Origin of the sequence: Actinomadura citrea (genome assembly GCF_013409045.1) — a bacterium.
In the GTDB taxonomy this organism is placed as follows: Bacteria; Actinomycetota; Actinomycetes; order Streptosporangiales; family Streptosporangiaceae; genus Spirillospora; species Spirillospora citrea.
This window is the reverse complement of sequence record NZ_JACCBT010000001.1, coordinates 4,988,701-5,010,097: the sequence shown is the minus strand read 5'-3', so window position 1 is coordinate 5,010,097 and position 21,397 is coordinate 4,988,701. Positions and strand designations below refer to the sequence as shown.

The following is a 21,397-nucleotide window of genomic DNA, read 5'->3' as shown; positions in this document are numbered from 1 at the left end:
GGACGGCACCGCCTTCGCTGGTTGTTTCTCTTAGAGAAACGTCAATGGAGTGTGCGACCGGCTCGCGAGGCGACCCGGGGTCTTCAAGTTGGCACTGCGGATCGAGTTTCGTCAAGTTTCACCTAGATATTGACCCGATGGCGTGACGGATGCCACCATGACGCAACACTGACCTGCTGTTCCTCTAAGCGGAACACTCATCAGAGGGCAGGAGCCTACGGGCAGGAGAGATGAATGTCGGCTCGCAAGCTCGCCGCCGGGCTCGGCGCGTGCGCGGTCCTGCTGGCCGCGGCCGGCTGCGGCGGCTCGGCGCCGTCCGGCGCGGCCGGGGTGGCGGCCGGGCGCGACGAGGGCCCGGTCAAGATCGGCGCGCTGCACCCGGTCAGCGGCGCCAACGCCGTCGACGGCCAGCAGATGCGGCGCGGCGCGCGGATGGCGGTGGAGGCGATCAACGCCGCCGGCGGCATCCGGTCCCTCGGCGGACGCAAGGTGGAACTGGAGACGGGCGACACCCAGGGCAAGGCGGAGGTCGGCCAGAGCGAGGCCCAGCGCCTCATCTCCGCGGGCGCGGTCGGGCTCGTCGGCACCTACCAGAGCGCCGTCAGCACGAACGTCGCGGTCGTCGCCGAGCGCAACCGGGTGCCGTTCGTCATGGACGTCACCGCCTCGGACGCGATCTTCGCCCACGGCTACCGGTACGCCTTCCGGGTCCAGCCGGGCAGCGCCGCGATCGCGGGCGCCGCCGCCCGCTACCTCAAGGAGGTCTCGGAGCGGGCGGGCAAGCCCGTCCGCAGGGTCGCGTTCCTGCACGAGCAGACGGACTTCGGCAGCGGCGCCGCCGAGGCGTTCTCCGCGGCGGCGAAGCGGCTCGGCATCGAGGTCGGCCCGGACATCAGCTACGACGCGCTCACCGTGTCCGACCTCACCGCGCAGATCACGCAGGTCAAGGCGTCCGGCGCGGACGTCCTCGCCGTCGCCGGCTACTACCGCGACAGCCTGCTCGCGGCCAAGGCCGTCGCCGCGGTCAAGCCCGCCCTGAACGCGATCTGGGGCGTGTCCAACGGCGCCTACGACCAGCCCAAGTTCGTCACCGACGGCGGCGCCGCCGCAGAGCGGATCTTCAGCACCAACTACCACTTCGACGCCCGGAGCCCGCAGACGGAGAAGCTGCGGGCCGACTACCAGCGGCGCTACGGCGCCCCCATGCGCACGGGCGCGGTCCTCGCCTACGACGCGGTCCAGGTGATCGCACAGGGCGTGGAGCGCGCGGGCACCACCGACGCGGAGAAGGTGCGCGACGCGATCGCGACCTCGAAGGTCGAGCCCCTCACGGTCGGCACCGGCCCGATCTCCTTCGCCCCGAACGGGGACAACCGCAACGCCCTGCCCGTCCTCATGCAGGTGCAGGGCGGCGGGGTCAAGCAGGTCTACCCGCCGGAGAAGGCCGAATCCCAGCCCAACTACTCGGTGACGTGGCGGTCATGAGCGACATCGGAACCAAGGCCCAGTCCCCTCCCACCCCCGCCGTCCGGCGCCGTCTTCCCGGCGGCGTGACGGCGGCCGTCCTCAAGCGCGCCGCCGTCACCGGCGGCCTGGTGGCGGCCGCGATCGCGGTCGCCCTGATCAAGTCCGGCAGCGGCCTCGTCGTCTGGCAGTCGGTGGTCACCGGCCTGCTGATGGGCGGGCTGTACGGGCTCATCGCGATGGGCCTCACGCTCATCTTCGGCGTGCTCGACATCGTGAACTTCGCGCACGGGGCGCTGCTCGCCATCGCGATGTTCATCGCGTTCGGCGTCGTGCAGGGCACCGGCCTGCACCCCTACCTGACGCTGCTGGTCGCCGTCCCCGCGCTGTTCCTGATCGGGGCGGCCGTGCACCGCGGCCTGCTCGGCGGGACGGGAGGCGCGTCGCTGGAGAACCAGCTGCTCATCACGCTCGGCCTGTCGCTGCTGCTGGAGAACGGCCTGCTGATGTTCTTCGGCGCCGAGCCCAAGAACGTCGCGCTGCCCGGCGACTTCCAGTTCTCGCTGTTCGGCGCGGTCGTGTCGGGCGCCCGGCTGTACGCCTTCCTCGGCGCCGTCCTGATCGGCGCGGCGCTGTTCTGGATGCTGCGCCGCACCCGGTTCGGCACGGCGATCCGCGCGGTGGCCGCGAACCGGCCTGGTGCGGAACTGGTCGGCGTGAACGTCCGCCGCGTCCACACGCTGACGTTCGCTATCGGCACCGCCTGCGCCGGAGCGGCGGCCGTGCTGGCCGCGCCGCTCGTCACGGTGACGCCCACGCTCGGCGAGCAGTTCAACATCACCGCCTTCGTCGTGGTGGTGCTGGGCGGCATGGGCAACGTGGCGGGGGCGCTCGCGGGCGGGCTGCTCATCGGGCTGGTCGAGCAGCTCACCACGATCTACATGGACGGCCAGAGCTCGCTGCTCGGCGTGTTCGCCGTCTTCCTGGTCGTGCTGTTCCTCCGCCCGCAGGGACTGTTCGGGAGGCGAGCATGACCGGCATCACCCTCACCGGCCGCCCCGGCGCCGGCGCGGCCCGCCCGGCGAAGGCGCCGCCGCTGCGGCCGCAGAACCGGCAGCTCGCCGTCCTGGCGGTGCTGCTACTCCTGGCGATCCCGCTGCCGCTGGTGCTGCCGCCCGCGCAGGGAGCCGTCGCCGTCCGCATCCTGATCTTCGCGCTGATGGCGATCGGCTGGAACGTGATGAGCGGGTTCGGCGGCATGTTCAGCTTCGGGCACGCCGCGTTCTTCGGCCTCGGCGCCTACACCAGCGCCTACCTGCTGGTCGAGCACGGGGTGTCGCCCTGGATCGGGATGCTCGCCGGGATGGCGGTCGCGGCGGCCGTCGCCGTGGTCATCGGGTTCTTCGCGTTCCGCTACCGGCTCAAGGGCGCCTACTTCGCGCTGGCGACGTTCGCGTTCGCCGAGATGCTCCGGCTGGTGGTCACCACGACGGAGTTCACGGGCAAGGCGGTCGGGTTCACCGTCCCGCTGATCCAGGGGTCCTCGCTCTGGAAGATCCAGTTCGCGGCGGACTCGCCCGCCTACTTCTGGGTCGCGCTCGCCCTCGCGGGCCTCGCCGCCCTGGTCAGCATCCTGTTCCTGTACTCGCGGACCGGACGCTACGTCACCGCGATCCGCGACGACGAGCTCGCGGCGGCGTCCCTCGGTACGCCGGTCCTGCGGTACAAGCTGGTCACGGTCGCGCTGTCGGCCGCGATCACCGCCGTCGCCGGAGCCCTCTACACGCAGTACTACCTGTTCGTGAACCCGGATCTGGCGTTCGGGTCCTCGGTGTCGATCCAGGCGATCGCGGCCGTGGTCATCGGCGGCATCGGCACGGTCTGGGGGCCGGTCGCGGGCGCGGTCATCCTGGGCTCGCTGTCGGACGTCACCGCGACGCTGCTGCGGACCCCGCCCGGCTTCCTGGACTTCCTGCAGGGGCGCAGCGGCCTGGACGTCGCGGTCTACGCGGTCCTGCTGATCCTGATCGTCCGGCTGCTCCCCAAGGGAATCGTCGGCACGATCGCCGCGAGGTGGCGCGGATGAGCCCGTCCGGCGAGACCGTGCTGACCGTGTCCGGCGTCGGCAAGCACTTCCGCGGCCTGCGGGCCCTGGCCGACGTCGACCTGCGGGTCGCCGAAGGCGAGATCCTCGGCGTCATCGGCCCGAACGGCGCCGGGAAGACGACGCTGTTCAACGTCATCTGCGGCGCCCTCGCCCCCGACGCGGGCCGGGTCGAGTTCGGCGGCCGGGACGTCACCGGCGCCTCGCCCGACCGCATCGCCCGCGCCGGAATGGTCCGGACGTTCCAGCTGATGCGGCCGTTCGGGAGCATGACCGTCCTGGAGAACGTCGCCCTGGCCGCCCAGCACCGCCGCCAATCGCCGCACCGCCTGCGGGCCGGGGCGATGGACGTCGTGGAGCGCGTCGGGCTCGGAGAGTGGGCGCACCGGGGCGCCACCGAACTGCCGACCGCCGGGCTCAAGCGGCTCGAACTCGCCCGCGCGCTCGCGATGCGGCCGAGGGTGCTGCTGCTGGACGAGGTCCTCGCCGGGCTCGTCCCGGCCGAGCGCGAACCCGTCCTGGACCTGCTCGCCGCGCTGCGGGAGGAGGACGGCGCGACGCTGCTGTTCATCGAGCACATCATGGCGGCCGTGATGCGGCTGTCGGACCGCGTCCTCGTCCTGGACCAGGGCCGGGTGCTGGCCGCCGGGACGGCCGCGGAGGTCACCTCCGACCCCCGCGTGATCGAGGCGTACCTCGGAGAGGAGCCGGACGATGCTGGCGATTGACGGGCTCTGCGCCGGCTACGGCCGCATGCGGATCCTGCACGAGGTCGACCTGCGGCTCGGCGAGGGCGAGATCGTCGCGCTCGTCGGCGCGAACGGCGCGGGCAAGACGACCACGCTGCGCGCGGTGTGCGGGCAGCTGAGGCCGACGTCCGGGACGGTCACGTTCGCGGGCGCGTCCACGGCCGGGCGGCGCCCGGACCAGCTCGTCCGGGACGGCCTCGTGCACGTTCCCGAGGACCGGGCCCTGTTCGGCACGCTCACGGTCGAGGAGAACCTGCGGATGGGCGCCTGGACCCGCCCGCCCGCCGAGGCCGCCGCCCGGATGGGGGAGGTGTTCGAGCTGTTCCCCGTCCTCGCCGAGCGCCGCGCGCAGATCGCGCAGACGTTCAGCGGCGGGCAGCAGCAGATGCTCGCGATCGGCCGCGCGCTGATGGCCCGGCCGAAGCTGCTCATGCTGGACGAGCCGTCCACCGGCCTTTCGCCCAAACTCACCTGGGCGGTGCTCGACGCGGTCAAGCGGATCCGCGACACCGGCGTCGCCGTGCTGCTCGTCGAGCAGAACGCCAAGCAGGCCCTCGGGATCGCCGACCGCGCCTACGTCATGGAGAGCGGATCGACCGTCCTGCACGGGACAGGCCGCGAACTGGCCGGATCCGCCGAGGTCAGGAAGGCGTACCTGGGGCTGTGACGGATGCGGTGGAGGCCACGGCGCGGCTGGGGGAGTGGGTCGCGCGGCTGGACGCGGCGCGGGTGCCGGAGCCGGTGCTCGACCGGCTGTCGCTCGTGCTGCTCGACGTCATCGGCGTGACGGCGCTCGGCGCCGGGCTGGAGGAGACGAGCGCGATGCGCTCGGCATGGAACGCGCCCCCCGGGCCCGCGCCGCTGATCGGCGCCGGGCGCTGCGTCACGGTCGACGCCGCCGCCTGGCTGAACGCGACGGCCCTCGTCTGCCTCGAACTGGACGAGGGCAACAAGTACGCCAAGGGGCATCCGGCGGCGCACGGCTTCCCGGCCGTGCTGGCGCTGGCGTCGGAGGTGGACGCCTCCGGGGCGGACACGGCCGCCGCCCTGCTCGCCGCCTACGAGGTGGCGTCACGGTTCGGGCGGGCGTCGCGGCTGCGGCCGGGCGCGCACCCGCACGGGAGCTGGGGCGTCGCGGGCGCCGCCGCCGGATGCGCCCGGCTGCTCGGCCTCGGCCCGGACGCCGTCGCCGCCGCGATCGACACCGGTGCGGGGCTTCCGGTCGCGGGGCACTTCGCGTCCGCGACCGACGGCAACCCGGTGCGCGACGCCTGGATGGGCGCGGCCAACCTGTCCGGCCTGGTGGCGGCCCGGATGGCCGCGGCCGGGTCCGCCCGCAACACCGGGACGGCCGCGCTCTCGCTCGGGACCCTGCTGGGGGAGTTCGACCCGTCCGAGCTGAGCGGCGGGCTCGGGGACCGCTGGGACATCGCGCGCGGCTACTTCAAGCGGCACGCCTCCTGCTCGTTCACCCATCCGGCCGCCGACGCCGTCCTCGACCTGCGGCCCGGGCTCGACCCGTCCCGGATCACCGCGGTCCTGGTCGAGACGCACGCGCTCGGCGCCGGGCTGGCCTCGGCGCGCTGGCACAACCGGCTGTCGGCGATGTTCTCCACGCCGTTCGCCGTGGCCGCGGCCCTCCTGCACGGCGAGGTCGGACCGCGCACGAGCCTGGAGGACCCGCGGCTGCGGGCCCTCGCCCGGCGCGTCCGGCTGGTCGAGGCGGACGACCTGACGGCCCGGCTCCCGGACGAGCGCGCCGCGCGCGTCACCGTCGCGCTGGCCGACGGGACGACCCGGATCCGCGAGGTGCCGAACCCGGTGGGCGACGCCGACCACCGCCCCCTGGACGAAGCGGAGCTCCTGGCCCTGCTGAGGCGATGGCTGCCCGGACTCGAGGACCTGATCGGCAGGGCCGCGGCCTTCGCCCGCGAGCTGCCCGCCCTGGACCACACCGGTGAGCGCCTGCGCGAACTCGCCGGCGCAGACGAGACGAAGGAGCCGAAGTGATGCGCGCCCTTGCCGTGACGCCGATCCATCTGCCGTCGGAGGAGATCCGAAGGAGGCAGGCGCGCTACGACCGGCTCGCCCCGCCGGGGCTGTCGGTCGAGCTGCGCGACGTCGGCCCCGCCGCGCCCGGTTCGCTGGACGACGAGGCGTCGATCCGCGCGTCCGAACATGAGGTCGCCGCCGCGCTGGCGCGGGCCGGGGACGGCTGGGATCTCGCCTTTCCCGACTGCGTGCTGGACCCGGCCGTGCCCGAGGGCCCTGCGCCCGCCGGCCACGCCGCCGACCAGGACGTTCCGGTGAACGGCCTGCTCAGGCTGAGTAGTCTGTATCTTTCTGCGATGAATGTACGTTTCGGTGCGGTGGTGCGGAACGAGGCGATCGGTGCGGAGCTGCGCCGCCGCCTCACGGCCTACGGCCTGGACGCCCGCACCGCCGGGATCGAGGTGCTGGACCTGCCCTTCGACGCCGTCGCCGACGCGGGCGCCTGGAACGCCGCCCTCGGCGCGGCGGCGGACGCGCTCGCCGCCGCCGGGGCCACCGCCGTGATCAACGGCTGCTCGGCCGTCGACGTCGCGGAGCACCGCTTCGCGGCCCGGATCGTCGACCCCACGGCCCTGGCCCTGCGGCTCATGGTGATCGGGGGGAGCGCGTGACCGGCGGACCCGACCTCGTCGTCGCGGGCGCCGGCGGCGGCCTCGCCGGGGCGCTGCGCGCCGCCGAACTCGGCCTCAGCGTGCTCGTCGTCGAGGCGAGCGAGCACTTCCGGCGCGGCAACAACACCTCGATGTCGACCGCGATGTTCCCCGGCGCGGGCTCGCGCTGGCAGAAGGCCGCGGGCGTCGAGGACTCCCCGGACCGGTTCGCCGCCGACATCGCGGCCAAGACCGGCGGACGCGCCGACGCCCGCCTCGCCCGCACGCTCGCCGAGGTCAGCGGCCCGCTCGTGGAGTGGCTCGCCGACTCGGCCGGGCTGCCGCTCTCCCTGGTCACCGACTTCAACTACCCCGGCCACTCCGTGCACCGCTGCCACTCCGTCCCCGGGCGGCACGGCTCCAGCGTGATCGACCACCTCGCCCGCCGCGTCCGCGAGCACCCGGGCATCGACCTGCTCGTCCCGGCCGCGCTCGTGGACGTGACGACCACGGGCGGCCCCGGTGCCGCCACCACCGTGCGCGGGGCGTTGGTCCGGTACCCGGACGGGACGCAGGAGGAGATCCCCGCCGGCGCCGTGCTCCTCGCCACCAACGGCTTCGGCGCCGACCGCGCCCTGGTGAGGCGCCACCTGCCCGAGATCGCGGAGGCCCTCTACCAGGGTGGCGAGCGGTCCCGCGGGGACGCGCTGCGCATCGGCGGCGGGCTCGGCGCCGCCACCGGCTACCTGGACGCCTACCAGGGGCACGGCGCCGTCGCCGCCGGCGCGGGCACCCTCGTCGGCTGGGCCACGATCATCCACGGCGGGATCATGGTGGACCTCGACGGGCGCCGGTTCGGCGACGAGACCCGCGGCTACTCCGAGTACGCCGCCGAACTGGCCGCCCGTCCCGGCTCCACCGGCTGGATCGTCCTGGACGAGACGATCTTCGAGCAGTGCCGGCCGTTCCAGGACTTCCGCGACACCGTCGAGTCGGGCGTCCTGGTCTGGGCCGACGACGCCGAGGGCCTCGCCGAGGCCACCGGCCTCCCCGCCGGGGCCCTCGCCCGCGAACTGGAGGCCGGCGCCGCCGCCGCGCGCGGGGAACGCCCCGACGAGCACGGCCGCACCCACTGGGAGCGCCCGCTCGCCGCCCCCTACGCCGCCGTCCGCGTCGTCCCCGCCCTCTTCCACACCCAGGGCGGGCTGCTCGTCGACGGTGACGCCGCCGTCGTCGACCCCGGCGACCGTCCCATCCCCGGCCTGTACGCCGCGGGCGGCGCCGCCGCCGGGATCTCCGGCCACGGCGCAGGCGGCTACCTGCCCGGCAACGGCCTGCTGCCCGCCTTCGGGCTCGCCTACCTGGCGGCCGGCGCCATCGCCCGCCGCACGACCACCCGCGAGAATTGAGGAGACCACCATGGCGACGACCGAGCTGCTGCTGAAGAACGTGCGGGTGGTCCGCCCCGACGCCCCCGAAGGCACCGAGCCCGAACCCCTGGACATCGCCGTGAACGACGGCGCCATCGCGCGGGTCGCGCCCGGGCTGCCGGACGACGACGCCGCCACCGTGGTCGACGGCCGCGGGCGGCTCGCCTTCCCCGGCGTCGTGGACGCCCACCAGCACTGGGGCATCTACAACGAGCTGGCGACCGACACCCGCACCGAGAGCCGCGCCGCCGCGCAGGGCGGCGTCACCACGGCCCTGACCTACATGCGCACCGGCCAGTACTACCTGAACAGGGGAGGACCGTACCGCGAGTTCTTCCCCGAGGTGCTCGGCGCCGCACAGGGCAACGCCTACGTCGACTACGCCTTCCACCTCGCGCCGATGATGGCCCGCCACATCGAGGAGATCCCCTACCTGGTCGAGGAGCACGGCGTCACCTCGTTCAAGATCTTCATGTTCTACGGCAGCCACGGCCTGCACGGGCGCTCGTCCAGCCAGAGCGACTTCCTCATGACGCCGCCGGACGAGCGCTACGACGTGGCCCACTTCGAGTTCGTCATGCGCGGCGTCCAGAAGGCCCGCGAGCAGCTCGCCGAGTACGCGCCGCACATCTCCCTGTCGCTGCACTGCGAGACCGCCGAGATCATGACCGCGTACACCAGGATGGTGGAGCGCGACGGGTCGCTGACCGGGCTGCGCGCCTACAGCGCGTCCCGGCCCCCGCACTCGGAGGGCCTCGCCGTCACGATCGCGTCCTACCTCGCGCACGAGACGGGCCTGCCCAACATCAACCTGCTGCACCTGTCGTCGGAGAAGGCGCTGTCGGCCGCGCTGACCATGGCGGGCGCCTTCCCGCACATCGACTTCCGCCGCGAGGTCACCATCGGGCACCTGCTCGCCGACGTCGACACCGCGCACGGCCTGGGCGGCAAGGTCAACCCGCCGCTGCGCGAGCGCTCCGACGTCGAGGCGCTGTGGCGGCACGTCCTCGCCGGCGAGGTCGACTGGGTCGTCAGCGACCACGCCTGCTGCCGGGACGAGATGAAGTTCGGCGCCGACCGCGACGACGTCTTCCTCGCCAAGTCCGGCTTCGGCGGCGCCGAGTACCTGCTGCCCGGCCTCGTGGGCGAGGGACTGAAGCGCGGCCTGCCGCTCCAGCGCGTCGCCCGGCTGACGTCCTGGAACCCCGCCCGGCGCTACGGGCTGCTCAACAAGGGCGCCATCGCCGAGGGGTACGACGCCGACATCGCCCTGGTCGACCCGGACGTGTCCTGGACGGTCCGCGCCGCCGACTCCGAGTCGACGCAGGAGTACACGCCGTTCGAGGGCTTCGCCATGACCGCGCGGGTCACCGACACCTTCGTGCGCGGCCGCCGCGTCTACGCCGACGGCGAGATCACCGGCGCCCCCGCCGGCCGCTACCTCCACCGCGGCCGCTGATCCCATTCCCTAGGATCGTCCAGTGACCAACCAGACCGCCGCTCCGGCCCCGGGGGGAACCGAGGTCGCCGGGCGCGTCGCCGACGTGCTGCTGCTGTTCGCCGGCGGGCCCGAGTACCTCGGCGTCACCGCCATCGGTCGCGAGCTCGGCATCTCCAAGGCCGTCGTGTACCGCATCCTGCAGTCGCTCGTGTCGCGCGAGATGCTGGAGGCGGGCACGTCCGGCTACCGGCTCGGGCCCGCCGCCGTCGCCCTCGGCGTGAGCGCGCTGCGGCGCTTCAACGTCCGCACCGCCGCCGCGCCCGTGCTGCGCCGGCTGCGGGACGAGACCGGCGAGACGACCACGCTGTCGGGGCTCGTCGGCGACGAGCGGGTCTACCTCGACCAGTTCGAGAGCCCCCGCGAGGTCAAGATGACCGTCGAGGTCGGGCGGCGGTTCCCGCTGCACGCGGGCTCCTCGGGCCGGGTGATCCTCGCGTTCCTGCCCGAGGAGCGGCGCGAGGCCGTGCTGGCCCGCCCGCTGGCGGCGCTCACCGACCGGACCGTCACCGGCGGGCCTGCGCTGCGCGCCGAACTCGCCGAGACGGTCCGGGAGGGCGTCGGCGTCTCCTTCGGCGAGCGGCAGGCCGACGCCGGGTCGGTCGCCGCGCCCCTCTTCGGCCCGGACGGCGAGGTCCACGGCTCCATCAGCGTGTGCGGGCCCCGGCACCGCTTCACCCCCGAGGCCGTCGAGCGGTACCGGACGCTGGTCCGCGACGCCGCCGAGGAGATCACCCGGACCTGGACCGCGCACCGCTAGAAGGTGCGGTAGTGCGTGCTCAGGCGCCCCTCGTCGTCCAGGACGTGGAAGGCGACGCCCGGGGGAGCGTCCAGGTCGGCGATGTCGCCCTCCTGCCAGGGCAGCCGGAGGGTCGACACGACGCCGGGCGCGACGAGCAGGGGCCGTCCCGCGAAGGTCGTGGCCGCCGCCGTGTGGGCGTGCCCGCACAGCACCGCCACGACCTGCGGGTGGCGCAGGACCACCTCGGCCAGGCGCCGCTCGCCGAACTGCCGGATCCCGTCCACGTACGGAATCTGGAGCCGCACGGGCGGGTGGTGGAAGCAGACGAACGCCGGGGCGTCCGGCGCCGCGGCCAGCCGCCGGTCGAGCCACCCGATCGTCTCGTCGTCGAGCCGCCCGTGGTCCTCGCCGGGGACGGTCGAGTCGCACATCAGGAAGGTGGCCCCGGCGATCTCGTGGGCGCGGTTGACCGGGCCGCCGTCCGGCGGCTCGTCCAGCAGGACCTCCCGGTAGGGGCCGCGCCTGTCGTGGTTGCCGGGACAGGTCAGTACCGGATGCCCCGACGCGAGGACCTTGCGGGCCTGCTCGTACTCGGCGGGCTCGCCGTGGTCGGCGATGTCCCCGGTGACGAGGACGGCGTCGACCGGCACGCCGTTCAGGTGGTCCATGACGCGGGCCGCGCGTTCGGCCGGGCCCTCGCCGCCGTCCAGATGGGTGTCGCTGAGCTGCGCGAAAACAATCATGCCGCGAATCTAGGCGCCGACCGGACCAGTATTAAGATCCAGTGCCATGCGCAAAGACTGGTCCGGTTCGGTCGACCTGCATCTGGACGTCGACCCCTCCGGGGGCCGCCGCGCCGGACTCGAACGCGCCCTCCGCGCAGCGATCAGGTCCCGGCGGCTGGCCCCGGGCGACGTCGTCCCGTCGACCCGCGCACTGGCCGCCGAGCTGGGCCTGGCGCGCGGGACGGTCAGCGCCGCCTACGACCAGCTGACGGCGGAGGGCTACCTCACGGCCGTTCCCGGCGGACGAACGCGGGTCGCGGCCGGCCCCGCACCGGCGCCCGCGCCCGCGGAACCGGCGTCCGCCGAGGCGCCGGCGCACGACCTGCTGCCCGGGCGGCCCGACCTGAGCACCTTCCCCGCCACGGCGTGGTTGCGCTCGACGCGCCGCGTCCTCGCGTCCGCCCCGCCCGACGTGCACGCGCTCGGCGACCCGCGCGGGCGCCGCGAGCTGCGCGAGGCGCTGGCCGGATACCTCGGCAGGGCCAGGGGCGTGCACGCCGACCCCGCCCGGATCGTGGTCACGTCCGGCTACGCCCAGTCCCTCGGCCTCCTGGCCTCCGTCCTGCGGGACCTCGGCACGGAGTCGATCGCGATGGAGGAGCCGGGACATCCCTTCCACCGCGCGATCGTCCGGCGCGCCGGGCTCGCCGTCGTCCCGCTGCCGGTGGACGAGCGGGGCGCACGTGCGGACCGGCTCGGCCCGGCGGGCGCGGCCGTGCTGACCCCGGCGCACCAGTACCCGACGGGCGCGACCCTCCACCCGGACCGCCGCCACGCCTTCGCCGCCTGGGCCCGCGGCACCGGCGGCACGATCGTCGAGGACGACTACGACGGCGAGTTCCGCTACGACCGCCAGCCGGTCGGCGCCCTGCAGGGGACGGCGCCCGAGCACGTGGTGTACGGCGGTACCGCGTCCAAGACCCTGGCCCCGGCGCTGCGCCTGGCCTGGCTGGTCCTGCCCGCGCACCTGGTCGAGCCCTTCGCCGAGGCCAAGCGCCTCGCCGACGCCCACACCCCGTCGCTCGCCCAGCTCGTCCTCGCCGACCTCATCGCCGCCCACGCCTACGACCGGCACGTCCGCGCCGCCCGCCAGCGCTACCGGCGCCGCCGCGACCTCCTGGTCGAGACGCTCCGCGACCGCGTCCCGCGGGTCCGGGTCCAGGGGGTCGCCGCCGGCCTGCACGCCCTGGTGCTGCTCCCGGACGGCGGGCAGGGTGAGGGCGAGGTCATGCGCCGCGCCGCGTTCCATGACCTCGCCCTCATGCCTCTGCGCGACCACTGGCAGGATCCCGGCGAACGCCCGCAGGGCCTCGTCGTCGGCTACAGCACCCCGGTCGGCGCCGCCTACCCGGCCGCCCTGGACGCCCTCTGCGCCGTGCTCGCCCAGGCCTGACCCGGGCCGTTCACATGTTGGTGCGCGGCTCGGATGCCGCGCCCTCGTCCTCACCGACCAGCCGTGCGTCCTCCTCCTCGTCGTCGTCCCCTGCCGGGATGGTGGTGGGGACGGCCGACCACGCGTGAAAGAGCGTCGGAGGCCCGCCCCAGGTCGGGGTCGGCACCACCCACTGGTCGTCGGCGACGTGGTTGTTGTACAGGCCGAGGGCGTAGCCGGGATACTGGTCCGGCACGATCCCCCAGTAGTTGGCGCCCGTGCCCGGCACCGGGACGAACCTCCAGTGCTGCGGCGGGCTGCCCGTCCGCCCCTCCCGTGTGGTCAGGATCGGTGACAGGCCCGGGATGCTCCCGGGCCCGGACCCCGGCCGGAACGTCAGGACGTGCTCGTTGACCTGGTGCTCCATCAGGTAGACGGAGCGGCCGCCGCGCAGCCTGATCTCGTAAAGCCGCCACCGCACGGTCTTGTCGGACGGCAGCGGCCAGTGGTTCTCGTTCTGCACCTCGTCGTTGAGCGTCGTCGTCGACTGGTTCTCGCTCTGCAGGAACGTCCCCGACACCTGGTGGACGAGCAGGATCGGCTCGCGGGTCGGGGGCTGTCCTTGGACCAGGCGCTGAGCCGGCATGTGCGCTTCCTCTCGGGGGATCGACATCACGCTCCCCATTCCCGAGGGCGATGAACCGATCACTTACCGTGAGGACCGGCCTCCCTGGCGTCCCCGCGACCCACTTCTGACCCGCGCACCGTCACCTTCTTTGACCCGCCTGGTCCCCGGTGTCCCTCCGCCCGCCTCTAGGCTGATCACATGCCCAGCAGCGTCGTTGTCCTGACCGGCCCGCCTGGAGCGGGGAAGTCGACGGTCGCGGCCCGCATTGCCCACCGCCACCAGAAGGCCGTCCATCTGCACACGGACGACTTCTGGGACTACATCGTGGCCGGTGCGATCCCGCCGTACGAGCCGGCGTCGCGGGCCCAGAACGAGACCGTCATGGACGCGATCGCCGGCGCGGCGTTCACGTACGCGACCGGCGGCTTCGTCACCGTCGTCGACGGAATCGTCGGCCCGTGGATGCTCGATCACTTTCGCACGCGAGCGCGGCTGCACCCTGCGGTGCCGTTCCACTACGCGGCCCTTCGCCCGAGCCGCGACGTCGCGCTCGCCCGGGCCCAAGCGCGGACCGTGCCCGGCGCGCTGGTGGACCGCCATCCGGTCCTGGCGATGTGGGACCAGTTCGCCGACCTCGGCGAACTGGAGCGCCACGTGCTCGACACCTCGCACGAGGACGTTGCCGGGACCGAGGCCCGGGTCGCGGACGCCCTCGCCTCCGGCCGCCTGCGGCTGCGCCTCTAGGGCGGGCGCCCGGGATCCGGTCGGCCGGTCTGGAGATATTCCGCTCGACGCCCGGCGCGGGTCTCTGGCAGCGTGGCGGACAGACATTCGATCTTTTGCAGGACGTGGTGGGGGGCCGACTGTGGCGTGCCGGGTGAGTGAACTGGTGCTCGACTGCCGCGATCCGGAGAGACTCGCGGAGTTCTGGTGCGAGGTGCTCGGGTTCGTGGAGCTGGACCGGGAGGGCGACGACATCGAGATCGGTCCGCCGGAAGGGTTCGGCGGGCTCCATCCGACGCTGATCCTCAGCCGCAGCGAGGAGCCGAAGAACGGCAAGCTGCGGCTGCACTTCGACGTGAACGCCACGGACCGGGACCAGGACGCCGAACTGGAGCGGCTCCTGGCCGCGGGGGCCCGGCCGGTGGACGTCGGGCAGACCGGTGAGGAGAGCTGGGTCCCGCTGGCGGATCCGGAGGGCAACGAGTTCTGCCTGCTCCGGGCCCGCCTGACCTGACCGCGGGAGCTCACCGCCCGGTTCTGAAGCGGGAGCCCGCGACGGCGCCGACGAGCGCGGACAGGACCGGCACGAGGATGAAGGCGGCCAGCAGGACGGGGGTGCCGTCGACGTCGAGCGTGCGCTCCAGGACGAAGGTGAAGAACGCTCCCACGGTCTCGGTCAGCAGGAAGCCCGCGGCCCCGCCGACCACGAACCCGATCATTGCGCCGGTGTGGTTCATGGCTCCAAGGATCGGGACGCGGCCGCCCGCGCCGCATCGGCCCGCGGCGGGCATCCGCGCTACCCCGCCGGTTGCGGGCGTGTGGCGCGCCTACGTCCGTGGTCGCATCCAGCGCGGTCTGACCATGCCGGACTCGTAGGCGAGGACGACCAGCTGCGAGCGGTCCCGCACGCCCAGCTTGGACATGATGCGGCTGACGTGGGTCTTGGCGGTGGCGGGGCTGAGCACGAGGCGGGCGGCGACCTCGTCGTTGCTGAGCCCGGCCGCGACGAGCAGCATCACCTCCCGCTCCCGGACGGTGAGGGACTCCAGCCGCGGACCCGGGGCCGGCGCCTGGACCCGCCCGGCGAACTCGCCGATGAGGCGGCGGGTGACGGACGGGGTGATGAGCGCGTCCCCGCGCGCCGCGACCCGCACGGCGTGGATCAGCTCCGCCGGCTCGGTGTCCTTGAGCAGGAAGCCGGTGGCCCCGGCGCGCAGCGCCCCGTACACGTACTCGTCCAGGTCGAAGGTCGTCAGGATCACCACCCGCACGCCGTCGAGCCGCGGGTCGGCGGTGATCCGGCGGGCGGCCTCCAGGCCGTCCGTGCCGGGCATCCGCACGTCCAGCAGCGCCACGTCCGGACGCAGCTCGCGGCAGGCGGAGACCGCCCGGGCGCCGTCCGCGGCCTCGCCGACGACGGTGATGTCGTCCTCGTCGTCGAGGATGGAGCGGAACCCGGCCCGCACCAGGCCCTGGTCGTCGGCCAGCAGAACCTTGATCATCGTGCGGGGGCCTCGTTTCCGTAGGGCAGCCGGGCCCGGACGAGGAAGCCGCCGCCGGGCCGCGGCCCCGCCGTCAGCTCGCCGCCGAGGGCGCGGGCCCGCTCGCGCATCCCGTCGACGCCGCTGCCCGGACCCGCCGGCGCGGCGGCGCCCCGGCCGTCGTCGGCGACCTCGACGAGCAGCGCGCCCGGCCCGCGCTCGACGCTGACGGTGACCTCCGCGGCGGCGGCGTGCCGCGAGACGTTGGTGAGGGACTCCTGGACGATGCGGTAGGCGGCCAGGCCGACCTCGGTGGGCGGCTCCGCCTCGCCGGTGAGGCGGCCGTGCACGGTGAGCCCGGCCGCCCGGGCCGTCCCGATCAGGCCGCCGATCCCGTCCAGGGCGGGCGGGGGCGCGGTCGGCGCCTCCTCGTCGGCCTGCCGCAGCACCCCGAGGGTCGCGCGCAGGTCGCGCAGGGCCTCCCGGCTCGACGCCTTGATGGCGGCGAGGGCCGCCTCGCCCTGGGCCGGGTCCCGGTGGAAGCGGTGCAGCGACGTCCCCGCCTGGACGTTGATCAGCGAGAGGTGGTGCCCCACGACGTCGTGCAGTTCGCGGGCGATGCGCAGCCGCTCCTCGCCGGCGGCGCGCCGCTCGGCCTCGCGCAGGTAGGCGAGCCGGCTGTGCCGCACCCATCCGAGCGCGACCACGGCCACCAGCCAACCGGTCAGCATGAAGAGGGCGACGCCGTTGACGTCGCGGTTGCCGAGCAGGGTGCCGGCGCCGGTGGTGATCACGGTCAGCGCCGCGAGGACGACGGCGGCCTGGAGCCGGCCCCCGGCCGCGACGGCGTACAGCGCGGCGATGACCGCGATCATCAGCCCGCCGTCGTGCAGGCTGGTGACGTAGTAGGCGCCGGTGGTCACCAGGACCAGCGCCGCGACGGCCACCGGCCACCGGCGGGCGAAGAACAGCGCCCCGCAGGCCAGGAGGATCAGCGCCCAGTCGAACGCCGTCGCGGCCCACGGCTCCTCGCGCGGGCCGACGAGCGACTTCAGGCTGCTGACGGCCACCACGGCGAACACTCCGCCCGCCAGGGCCGCGTCCCGCGCGCGCCCTGGCGGCGGCAGCGGGATCAGGCTGCCACCCATCCCGCCAGCCTAGACGGCGGCCCGGCCCGGCGCCGTCCTCCGCGCGGCCGAACGTTTCGCGCCGGACCCGCAACCGGGGTTGTAGGCAGGCGCCGCCCGACCGCAACCGGGGGAGGACGCGAGACCCCCGCACCGCGGTCCGGGCGGTCAGTCCTCGTAGGTGTGGACGAAGCGGGACAGGAGGCGCGCGAACGCGGAGCGCTCCTCGTCCGTCCAGCCGCCCATGGCCTTGGCGAAGTGCTCCTGCCGGGTGCGGCGGGTGGCGTCGACGACGGCCCTGCCCGCGTCGGTGAGCTCCAGGTGGATGCGGCGGCCGTCCTCCTGTGAGGCGACCCGCCGGACGTAGCCCGACTTGACCGCCTCGGCGACGATGCGGCTGCCGCGCGAGGCGTCGACGCCGAGACGGGTGGCGACAAGGCCGACGCTCATCTCCTCGCCGGGCCGGTCGGGGCCCTCGTCCACGATGTCCACGACGTGCAGGACCTGCACGTCCACGGGGAGGTTGTGGTCCCGGATCGCCGCCTTGCCCAGCCGCTGCCGCGACATGCCCCGGCGCAGCCTGACCATGCTCCGCTCGACGGCGTCCAGCGCCTCGTCGCTCATGGCTCCCAGTCTAGATGGATTGCGCGACTCATCTATCTGCGCTTAGCATCTATATGTCCAAGGCATAGAAAATGGAGGTGCGCGTGATCGAGATGACCGCGCCGATGACCGGCCGGCACCGGAAGCTGGTGTTCGGCGGGCTCATGCTCGCCGGGCTCATGTCCTCGCTGGACGCGACGGTGCTCGGCACCGCGCTGCCGACGATCGTCGGGGACCTCGGCGGGCTCGACCGGCTCGCCTGGGTGTCGACGGCGTACGTGCTGGCCACGAGCGTCACCGTCCCCCTGTCGGGACGGCTCGGGGACCTGTTCGGGCGCCGCCGCGTCCTGCTGACCGGCCTGCTCGGGTTCCTCGCCGGATCGGCGGCGTGCGGGGCGGCGCCCACCATGACCTGGCTGATCGTGTTCCGCGCCCTCCAGGGCGCCGCGGCCGGATGCCTGCTGAGCTCGATGTTCGCACTCACCGGCGACCTGTTCGAACCGCGCGAGCGTGCCCGGTACCAGGGGTACTCGGCGCTCGTCTTCGCGGTCTCCAGCATCGCGGGGCCGCTGGCCGGCGGCGTCCTCACCGACCACGCGTCATGGCGGTGGGTGTTCTACCTCAACCTGCCGCTCGGCGTTGCCGCCACCGCCCTGGTCGCGCTGTTCCTGCGGCTTCCGGCGCCGAGGGGAAGGCCGCGGATCGACTTTGCCGGGATCGTCCTGCTCGGCGCGGCGGTGACCTGCTTCACCCTGTTCACCAGCTGGGCCGGGACGCGGTACGCGTGGGGCTCGCCCGTCGTGCTCTCGCTGGCGGCGGCCTCGGCCGTGCTGTTCACCGCGTGGGTGCTCGCCGAGCGGACGGCCGCCGAGCCGATCATCCCGCCGCGGCTGTTCCGCGACCGGTCGTTCGGCGTCGCCTGCGTCGTCGCCGCCGTCGGCGGCGCCACCGGGTTCGGCCTCGCCACCTACCTGCCGATGTTCTTCCAGGTCGTCGGGGGAGTGGACGCGACCAGGTCGGGCCTGCTCCTGCTGCCGATGATGCTCGCCCTGCTGGTGTCCTCCATGGCGGCCGGGAAGCACATCCACCGGACCGGCCGCTACCACCGGCTGCCCGCGGCGAGCATGGCGGTCAGCGCCGCCGGGATCGCGCTGCTGGCGACCATGGACGCCGGCACCGGCCTGGTCGCCGCGGGCTGCTACATGGCGGTGCTCGGCTTCGGGGCAGGGCTGTCCCAGCAGGTCGTCATGCTGATCGCGCAGCAGGCCGCGCCGCACCGCGACCTCGGCGCGGCGAGCTCGGGCGTCTTCGCGAGCCGGATGCTCGGCACCGCCGCCGGGATGGCGGTCTTCGGCGCCGTCGTGTCGAACCGGTTCGCCGAGGAGATCGCCTCGCGGGTCCCGGACGGGCGGGTCCCGGCGTTCGGCGACGCCGTCCGTCCCGAGGTGCTGGAGACGCTCCCGGCGCCGGTGCGCGACGGCGTCGCCGAGGCCTTCGCGGACGCGTTCTCCACCCTGTTCGTCGCCGCGCTGCCCGTCGCGGCGCTGGGCCTGGCGGCGGCGCTGCTCCTCCGCCACGTCCCGCTGGCGGGGCGCGGCCCGGAGGACTAGTCGTCGAGGGCGGCGTCGTGGACGAGGAGGGCGATCTGGACGCGGTTGTTCAGCTCCAGCTTGGTCAGCAGCCGCGACACGTACGCCTTCACCGTGGCGACGCTGAGCGACAGCTCCTTGCCGATCTCGCTGTTGGTCCGGCCGCGCCCGACGAGCGCGGCGACGGCCCGCTCGCCGTCGCTCAGCCGGGCCAGCAGATCGCGGGCGCGGGCCCGGCGCGGGTCGGCGCCGCTCTCGGCCACGTACGCCATCATCTTGCGCAGCACCGCGGGGGACATCATCGGCTCGCCGGCCGCGACCTGGCGGATCGCCCGGACGATCTCCGGCGGCGGGGTGTGCTTCAGCAGGAAGCCGCTCGCGCCCGCGCGCATCGCCCGCAGGATGTGGTCGTCGCTGTCGAACGTGGTCAGGATGATGATCTCAGGCGGCTCGCGGCGACCCCGCAGCAGCGCGGTCGCCGCGAGCCCGTCCAGCCGCGGCATCCGGATGTCCATCAGCACGACGTCGGGCCGGTGCTGGTTCACGGCGGCGACGACCTCGGCGCCGTCGGCGACGTCCGCGACCACCTTCAGGTCGTCGGCGCTCGCCAGCATCATCGACAGGCCGGCCCGGACGAGCGCGTCGTCGTCCACGATCAGGACGCGGACGGGAGGGGAGTCCATCCCGCCACCCTAGGGGCGGCTCAACCGCGGCGCAGGCGGCGGCCGGTCACGCTCGCCGCCGCCAGCCGGAACCACGCCTCCCGGTCGCCGCCCGGCCACGGCCGGACCTGCGCGACCTCGGCCTTCTCCGCCTCGGAGAGGGGGTGCGCGCCGCCGCGCAGCAGCACGCTCCAGCCCTCGTGGTGGGCCTCCTCGAACCGGTCGACCTCGAACGCCGCCCGGACCTCCCCGCCGGTCACCGCCGACAGCAGGTTGCGGTTCAGCCGGCCCGACGCCGACGTGCGGAAGATCACCGAGTCGCCCTCGACGGCGTAGTTCACCGGGATGACCGTCGGTCCCTCGCCGTCGTCGAACGCCACCCGGCCGATGGTGCCGCCGGCGAGGAGTTTCATGCACTCGGCGCGGTCGAGTTCTTCCAGGACGGGCTCGTCAGAGGAGTTCGCTGCCATGCGTACCACCTTTCCCACCGGTCCCGGCGCCATGCGCGGCCCGCAGCGGAAGGCGGGCGCGCAGCCGGAACCGCCCGTCGCCGGTGCGGCCGTGCTCCAAGGTCCCGCCGAGCAGCGCCACACGCTCGGCCAGGCCGACGAGCCCCGTGCCGGAACCCGGCAGGGGCAGGGAGGGCGGGCCCGGGGGCATCGCGTTCACGATCTCGACGTCCAGCTCGGCGCCCGCGCCCACGCAGACCCGGACGTCCGCGCCCGGCGCGTGCTTGCGGGCGTTCGTCAGCCCCTCCTGGACGATCCGGTAGGCGTGCCGCCCGACGCGGGACGGGACCAGGTCGGGGTCGGGGACGTTCTGCTCCAGCGTGACGCGGCCCCCCGCCCGCCGCGACTCCTCGACGAGCCCGGGAACGTCCGCGAGCGTCGGCTGCGGGCGTTCGGGATCGGCGCCGGGCGCGTCGTCGCGCAGCACCCCGATCACCTCGCGCAGGTCCTCCATCGCCTCGTGGGCGCTCCGCCGGATGACCCCGGCGGCCTCCCGCTGCCCTTCGGGCGTTCCCGGGCCGAACTCCAGGGCCCCCGCGTGCACGGCCAGCAGCGAGATGCGGTGCGCGAGGACGTCGTGCATCTCGCGGGCGAGCCGCTCGCGCTCCAGCAGCCGGGCCTCCTCGACCCGCAGCCGCTGCTCGGTCTCGGCGGCGCGGGCCCGCTCCTCCAGCGAGGCGATGAGCTGCCGCCGGGACCGCACCAGCATGCCCGTCGTGACGAGGACCGCGTAGATCAGCGCGAAGATGACGCTGCCCTCGAGGAAGTCCTCCCCGGCCTCCGCGATCCAGAAGAGGCCGATGATCAGCGCCAGGCTCGCGCCGGCGATCGGCAGCGCGATCCGCCAGGGGCGCAGCATCGCCAGCGAGTACATCGCGATCGCCGCCGTGCCGAGCGTCGTCGTCGCCGCCCACTGCGCGAACACCATCGTGACCGCGACGGCCACCGGATGGCGGCGCCGGAACAGCAGGAGGAACACGCAGGTGGAGGCGCCGATCAGCACGTCCCGGCGGACCGCGATCGTCTCCCCGGGAGGCAGGTCCTCCACCGTGCCCTGGAGCAGCACCCAGCCGAGCAGCATCGCGGCGCCGACGGCGCCGAGGTCGCCGAGCCAGTCGCGCCACGATCGTCTCAGGAGGTCCACCCGCCCAACGGTAGCCATGCCGCCCGCCCCGGGCAGCGGCCGCAGGTCGGCGGCGCCATCGACTTTGGTCGCCGGGGCGCCTCCTGGGGCTGTCCCCACCCCGCGGCCGCCCGCTGCCCGCAGCACCGGTCCGGGTGAGCGCCGC

Annotated in this window: 23 protein-coding genes; 14 read left to right on the top strand and 9 right to left on the bottom strand. The window is 74.2% G+C overall.

The window, feature by feature from the left end:
- Nucleotides 1-234 precede the first annotated feature (234 nt).
- From BJ999_RS23465 to BJ999_RS43675, 10 genes are read left to right on the top strand one after another with little or no spacing between them, the layout of a single operon-like run.
- Nucleotides 235-1,485, top strand: a complete 1,251-nt coding sequence (locus tag BJ999_RS23465) for an ABC transporter substrate-binding protein (RefSeq protein WP_179835280.1) — start codon at nt 235-237, stop codon at nt 1,483-1,485.
- Nucleotides 1,482-2,498, top strand: a complete 1,017-nt coding sequence (locus BJ999_RS23460) for a branched-chain amino acid ABC transporter permease (RefSeq protein ID WP_179835279.1) — start codon at nt 1,482-1,484, stop codon at nt 2,496-2,498. Before BJ999_RS23465 ends, BJ999_RS23460 begins: the two co-directional genes overlap by 4 nt.
- Nucleotides 2,495-3,550 carry a branched-chain amino acid ABC transporter permease gene (locus BJ999_RS23455; RefSeq protein ID WP_179835278.1) on the top strand — a complete coding sequence of 352 codons (1,056 nt, stop codon included), beginning with the start codon at nt 2,495-2,497 and terminating at the stop codon, nt 3,548-3,550. The genes BJ999_RS23460 and BJ999_RS23455 overlap by 4 nt, the downstream gene beginning before the upstream one ends.
- A complete protein-coding gene (locus BJ999_RS23450; protein WP_179835277.1) occupies nt 3,547-4,296 on the top strand; it encodes an ABC transporter ATP-binding protein in 750 nt (249 codons plus the stop codon). Before BJ999_RS23455 ends, BJ999_RS23450 begins: the two co-directional genes overlap by 4 nt.
- Nucleotides 4,283-4,984: an ABC transporter ATP-binding protein gene (locus tag BJ999_RS23445; protein ID WP_179835276.1), complete on the top strand. Its 702-nt coding sequence runs from the start codon at nt 4,283-4,285 to the stop codon at nt 4,982-4,984. Before BJ999_RS23450 ends, BJ999_RS23445 begins: the two co-directional genes overlap by 14 nt.
- Nucleotides 4,981-6,327, top strand: coding sequence for an MmgE/PrpD family protein (locus BJ999_RS23440; RefSeq protein WP_218935189.1), 1,347 nt, complete (start codon nt 4,981-4,983; stop codon nt 6,325-6,327). The genes BJ999_RS23445 and BJ999_RS23440 overlap by 4 nt, the downstream gene beginning before the upstream one ends.
- Nucleotides 6,327-6,980, top strand: a complete 654-nt coding sequence (locus BJ999_RS23435) for a hydantoin racemase (protein ID WP_179835275.1) — start codon at nt 6,327-6,329, stop codon at nt 6,978-6,980. Before BJ999_RS23440 ends, BJ999_RS23435 begins: the two co-directional genes overlap by 1 nt.
- On the top strand, nt 6,977-8,368 hold the full coding sequence (locus tag BJ999_RS23430; protein ID WP_179835274.1) for an FAD-dependent oxidoreductase: 1,392 nt from the start codon (nt 6,977-6,979) through the stop codon (nt 8,366-8,368). Before BJ999_RS23435 ends, BJ999_RS23430 begins: the two co-directional genes overlap by 4 nt.
- Nucleotides 8,369-8,378: 10 nt before the next feature.
- Entirely contained in the window at nt 8,379-9,848 is a 1,470-nt protein-coding gene (locus tag BJ999_RS23425; protein ID WP_179835273.1) for a dihydroorotase, read from the top strand.
- Nucleotides 9,849-9,870: 22 nt separating this feature from the next.
- A complete protein-coding gene (locus tag BJ999_RS43675; protein WP_179835272.1) occupies nt 9,871-10,647 on the top strand; it encodes an IclR family transcriptional regulator in 777 nt (258 codons plus the stop codon).
- Here BJ999_RS43675 and BJ999_RS23415 read toward each other — a convergent pair.
- Complete coding sequence (locus BJ999_RS23415; RefSeq protein ID WP_179835271.1) at nt 10,644-11,372, bottom strand: phosphodiesterase; 729 nt, start codon at nt 11,370-11,372, stop codon at nt 10,644-10,646. The two genes, BJ999_RS43675 and BJ999_RS23415, sit on opposite strands and share 4 nt — an antisense overlap.
- A 46-nt stretch (nt 11,373-11,418) precedes the next feature.
- On the opposite strand from BJ999_RS23415, the gene pdxR reads away from it, so the two are divergent.
- A complete protein-coding gene (gene pdxR, locus BJ999_RS23410; protein WP_179835270.1) occupies nt 11,419-12,807 on the top strand; it encodes a MocR-like pyridoxine biosynthesis transcription factor PdxR in 1,389 nt (462 codons plus the stop codon).
- A gap of 10 nt (nt 12,808-12,817) precedes the next feature.
- On the opposite strand, the gene BJ999_RS23405 is transcribed toward pdxR, so the two are convergent.
- Complete coding sequence (locus BJ999_RS23405; protein WP_179835269.1) at nt 12,818-13,432, bottom strand: hypothetical protein; 615 nt, start codon at nt 13,430-13,432, stop codon at nt 12,818-12,820.
- Between the two features lie 180 nt (nt 13,433-13,612).
- Here BJ999_RS23405 and BJ999_RS23400 point away from each other — a divergent pair, with 180 nt between their 5' ends.
- Together BJ999_RS23400 and BJ999_RS23395 are read left to right on the top strand one after the other, a co-directional pair.
- Complete coding sequence (locus tag BJ999_RS23400) at nt 13,613-14,158, top strand: AAA family ATPase (protein WP_179835268.1); 546 nt, start codon at nt 13,613-13,615, stop codon at nt 14,156-14,158.
- A 121-nt stretch (nt 14,159-14,279) separates the two neighbouring features.
- The gene (locus BJ999_RS23395) at nt 14,280-14,651 is read left to right on the top strand and encodes a VOC family protein (RefSeq protein WP_179835267.1); all 372 of its coding nucleotides are present in this window, start codon (nt 14,280-14,282) and stop codon (nt 14,649-14,651) included.
- 10 nt (nt 14,652-14,661) lie between these two features.
- Here the strand turns inward: BJ999_RS23395 and BJ999_RS23390 are convergent, their stop codons facing one another.
- The 4 genes from BJ999_RS23390 to BJ999_RS23375 all read right to left on the bottom strand — a co-directional run bounded on the left by BJ999_RS23390 (nt 14,662) and on the right by BJ999_RS23375 (nt 17,369).
- Nucleotides 14,662-14,874, bottom strand: a complete 213-nt coding sequence (locus tag BJ999_RS23390) for a hypothetical protein (protein ID WP_179835266.1) — start codon at nt 14,872-14,874, stop codon at nt 14,662-14,664.
- A gap of 90 nt (nt 14,875-14,964) precedes the next feature.
- Entirely contained in the window at nt 14,965-15,639 is a 675-nt protein-coding gene (locus BJ999_RS23385; protein WP_179835265.1) for a response regulator, read from the bottom strand.
- The gene (locus BJ999_RS23380) at nt 15,636-16,766 is read right to left on the bottom strand and encodes a sensor histidine kinase (protein WP_179835264.1); all 1,131 of its coding nucleotides are present in this window, start codon (nt 16,764-16,766) and stop codon (nt 15,636-15,638) included. Before BJ999_RS23380 ends, BJ999_RS23385 begins: the two co-directional genes overlap by 4 nt.
- Nucleotides 16,767-16,913: 147 nt before the next feature.
- Nucleotides 16,914-17,369, bottom strand: a complete 456-nt coding sequence (locus BJ999_RS23375; protein WP_179835263.1) for a MarR family winged helix-turn-helix transcriptional regulator — start codon at nt 17,367-17,369, stop codon at nt 16,914-16,916.
- A gap of 92 nt (nt 17,370-17,461) precedes the next feature.
- On the opposite strand from BJ999_RS23375, the gene BJ999_RS23370 reads away from it, so the two are divergent.
- The gene (locus BJ999_RS23370) at nt 17,462-18,958 is read left to right on the top strand and encodes an MDR family MFS transporter (RefSeq protein ID WP_229810329.1); all 1,497 of its coding nucleotides are present in this window, start codon (nt 17,462-17,464) and stop codon (nt 18,956-18,958) included.
- Here BJ999_RS23370 and BJ999_RS23365 read toward each other — a convergent pair.
- Genes BJ999_RS23365 through BJ999_RS23355 form a run of 3 tightly spaced genes read right to left on the bottom strand, consistent with a single transcriptional unit; the run spans nt 18,955 to nt 21,252 of the window.
- Complete coding sequence (locus tag BJ999_RS23365) at nt 18,955-19,620, bottom strand: response regulator transcription factor (RefSeq protein WP_179835261.1); 666 nt, start codon at nt 19,618-19,620, stop codon at nt 18,955-18,957. The two genes, BJ999_RS23370 and BJ999_RS23365, sit on opposite strands and share 4 nt — an antisense overlap.
- A 20-nt stretch (nt 19,621-19,640) precedes the next feature.
- On the bottom strand, nt 19,641-20,069 hold the full coding sequence (locus BJ999_RS23360) for a pyridoxamine 5'-phosphate oxidase family protein (protein ID WP_179835260.1): 429 nt from the start codon (nt 20,067-20,069) through the stop codon (nt 19,641-19,643).
- Entirely contained in the window at nt 20,050-21,252 is a 1,203-nt protein-coding gene (locus BJ999_RS23355) for a sensor histidine kinase (RefSeq protein WP_229810299.1), read from the bottom strand. The genes BJ999_RS23360 and BJ999_RS23355 overlap by 20 nt, the downstream gene beginning before the upstream one ends.
- Nucleotides 21,253-21,397: the final 145 nt, after the last annotated feature.

Coding starts and splice junctions, on each gene's coding strand:
- BJ999_RS23365 (WP_179835261.1), bottom strand. CDS start 19,620: ATGGACTCCCCTCCCGTCCGCGTCCTGATCGTGGACGACGACGCGCTC.
- BJ999_RS23375 (WP_179835263.1), bottom strand. CDS start 17,369: ATGAGCGACGAGGCGCTGGACGCCGTCGAGCGGAGCATGGTCAGGCTG.
- BJ999_RS23380 (WP_179835264.1), bottom strand. CDS start 16,766: ATGGGTGGCAGCCTGATCCCGCTGCCGCCGCCAGGGCGCGCGCGGGAC.
- BJ999_RS23445 (WP_179835276.1), top strand. CDS start 4,283: ATGCTGGCGATTGACGGGCTCTGCGCCGGCTACGGCCGCATGCGGATC.
- BJ999_RS23460 (WP_179835279.1), top strand. CDS start 1,482: ATGAGCGACATCGGAACCAAGGCCCAGTCCCCTCCCACCCCCGCCGTC.
- BJ999_RS23450 (WP_179835277.1), top strand. CDS start 3,547: ATGAGCCCGTCCGGCGAGACCGTGCTGACCGTGTCCGGCGTCGGCAAG.
- BJ999_RS23390 (WP_179835266.1), bottom strand. CDS start 14,874: ATGAACCACACCGGCGCAATGATCGGGTTCGTGGTCGGCGGGGCCGCG.
- BJ999_RS23435 (WP_179835275.1), top strand. CDS start 6,327: ATGCGCGCCCTTGCCGTGACGCCGATCCATCTGCCGTCGGAGGAGATC.
- BJ999_RS23360 (WP_179835260.1), bottom strand. CDS start 20,069: ATGGCAGCGAACTCCTCTGACGAGCCCGTCCTGGAAGAACTCGACCGC.
- BJ999_RS23465 (WP_179835280.1), top strand. CDS start 235: ATGTCGGCTCGCAAGCTCGCCGCCGGGCTCGGCGCGTGCGCGGTCCTG.
- BJ999_RS23385 (WP_179835265.1), bottom strand. CDS start 15,639: ATGATCAAGGTTCTGCTGGCCGACGACCAGGGCCTGGTGCGGGCCGGG.
- BJ999_RS23400 (WP_179835268.1), top strand. CDS start 13,613: ATGCCCAGCAGCGTCGTTGTCCTGACCGGCCCGCCTGGAGCGGGGAAG.
- BJ999_RS23425 (WP_179835273.1), top strand. CDS start 8,379: ATGGCGACGACCGAGCTGCTGCTGAAGAACGTGCGGGTGGTCCGCCCC.
- pdxR (WP_179835270.1), top strand. CDS start 11,419: ATGCGCAAAGACTGGTCCGGTTCGGTCGACCTGCATCTGGACGTCGAC.
- BJ999_RS23405 (WP_179835269.1), bottom strand. CDS start 13,432: ATGCCGGCTCAGCGCCTGGTCCAAGGACAGCCCCCGACCCGCGAGCCG.
- BJ999_RS23455 (WP_179835278.1), top strand. CDS start 2,495: ATGACCGGCATCACCCTCACCGGCCGCCCCGGCGCCGGCGCGGCCCGC.
- BJ999_RS23415 (WP_179835271.1), bottom strand. CDS start 11,372: ATGATTGTTTTCGCGCAGCTCAGCGACACCCATCTGGACGGCGGCGAG.
- BJ999_RS23370 (WP_229810329.1), top strand. CDS start 17,462: ATGACCGCGCCGATGACCGGCCGGCACCGGAAGCTGGTGTTCGGCGGG.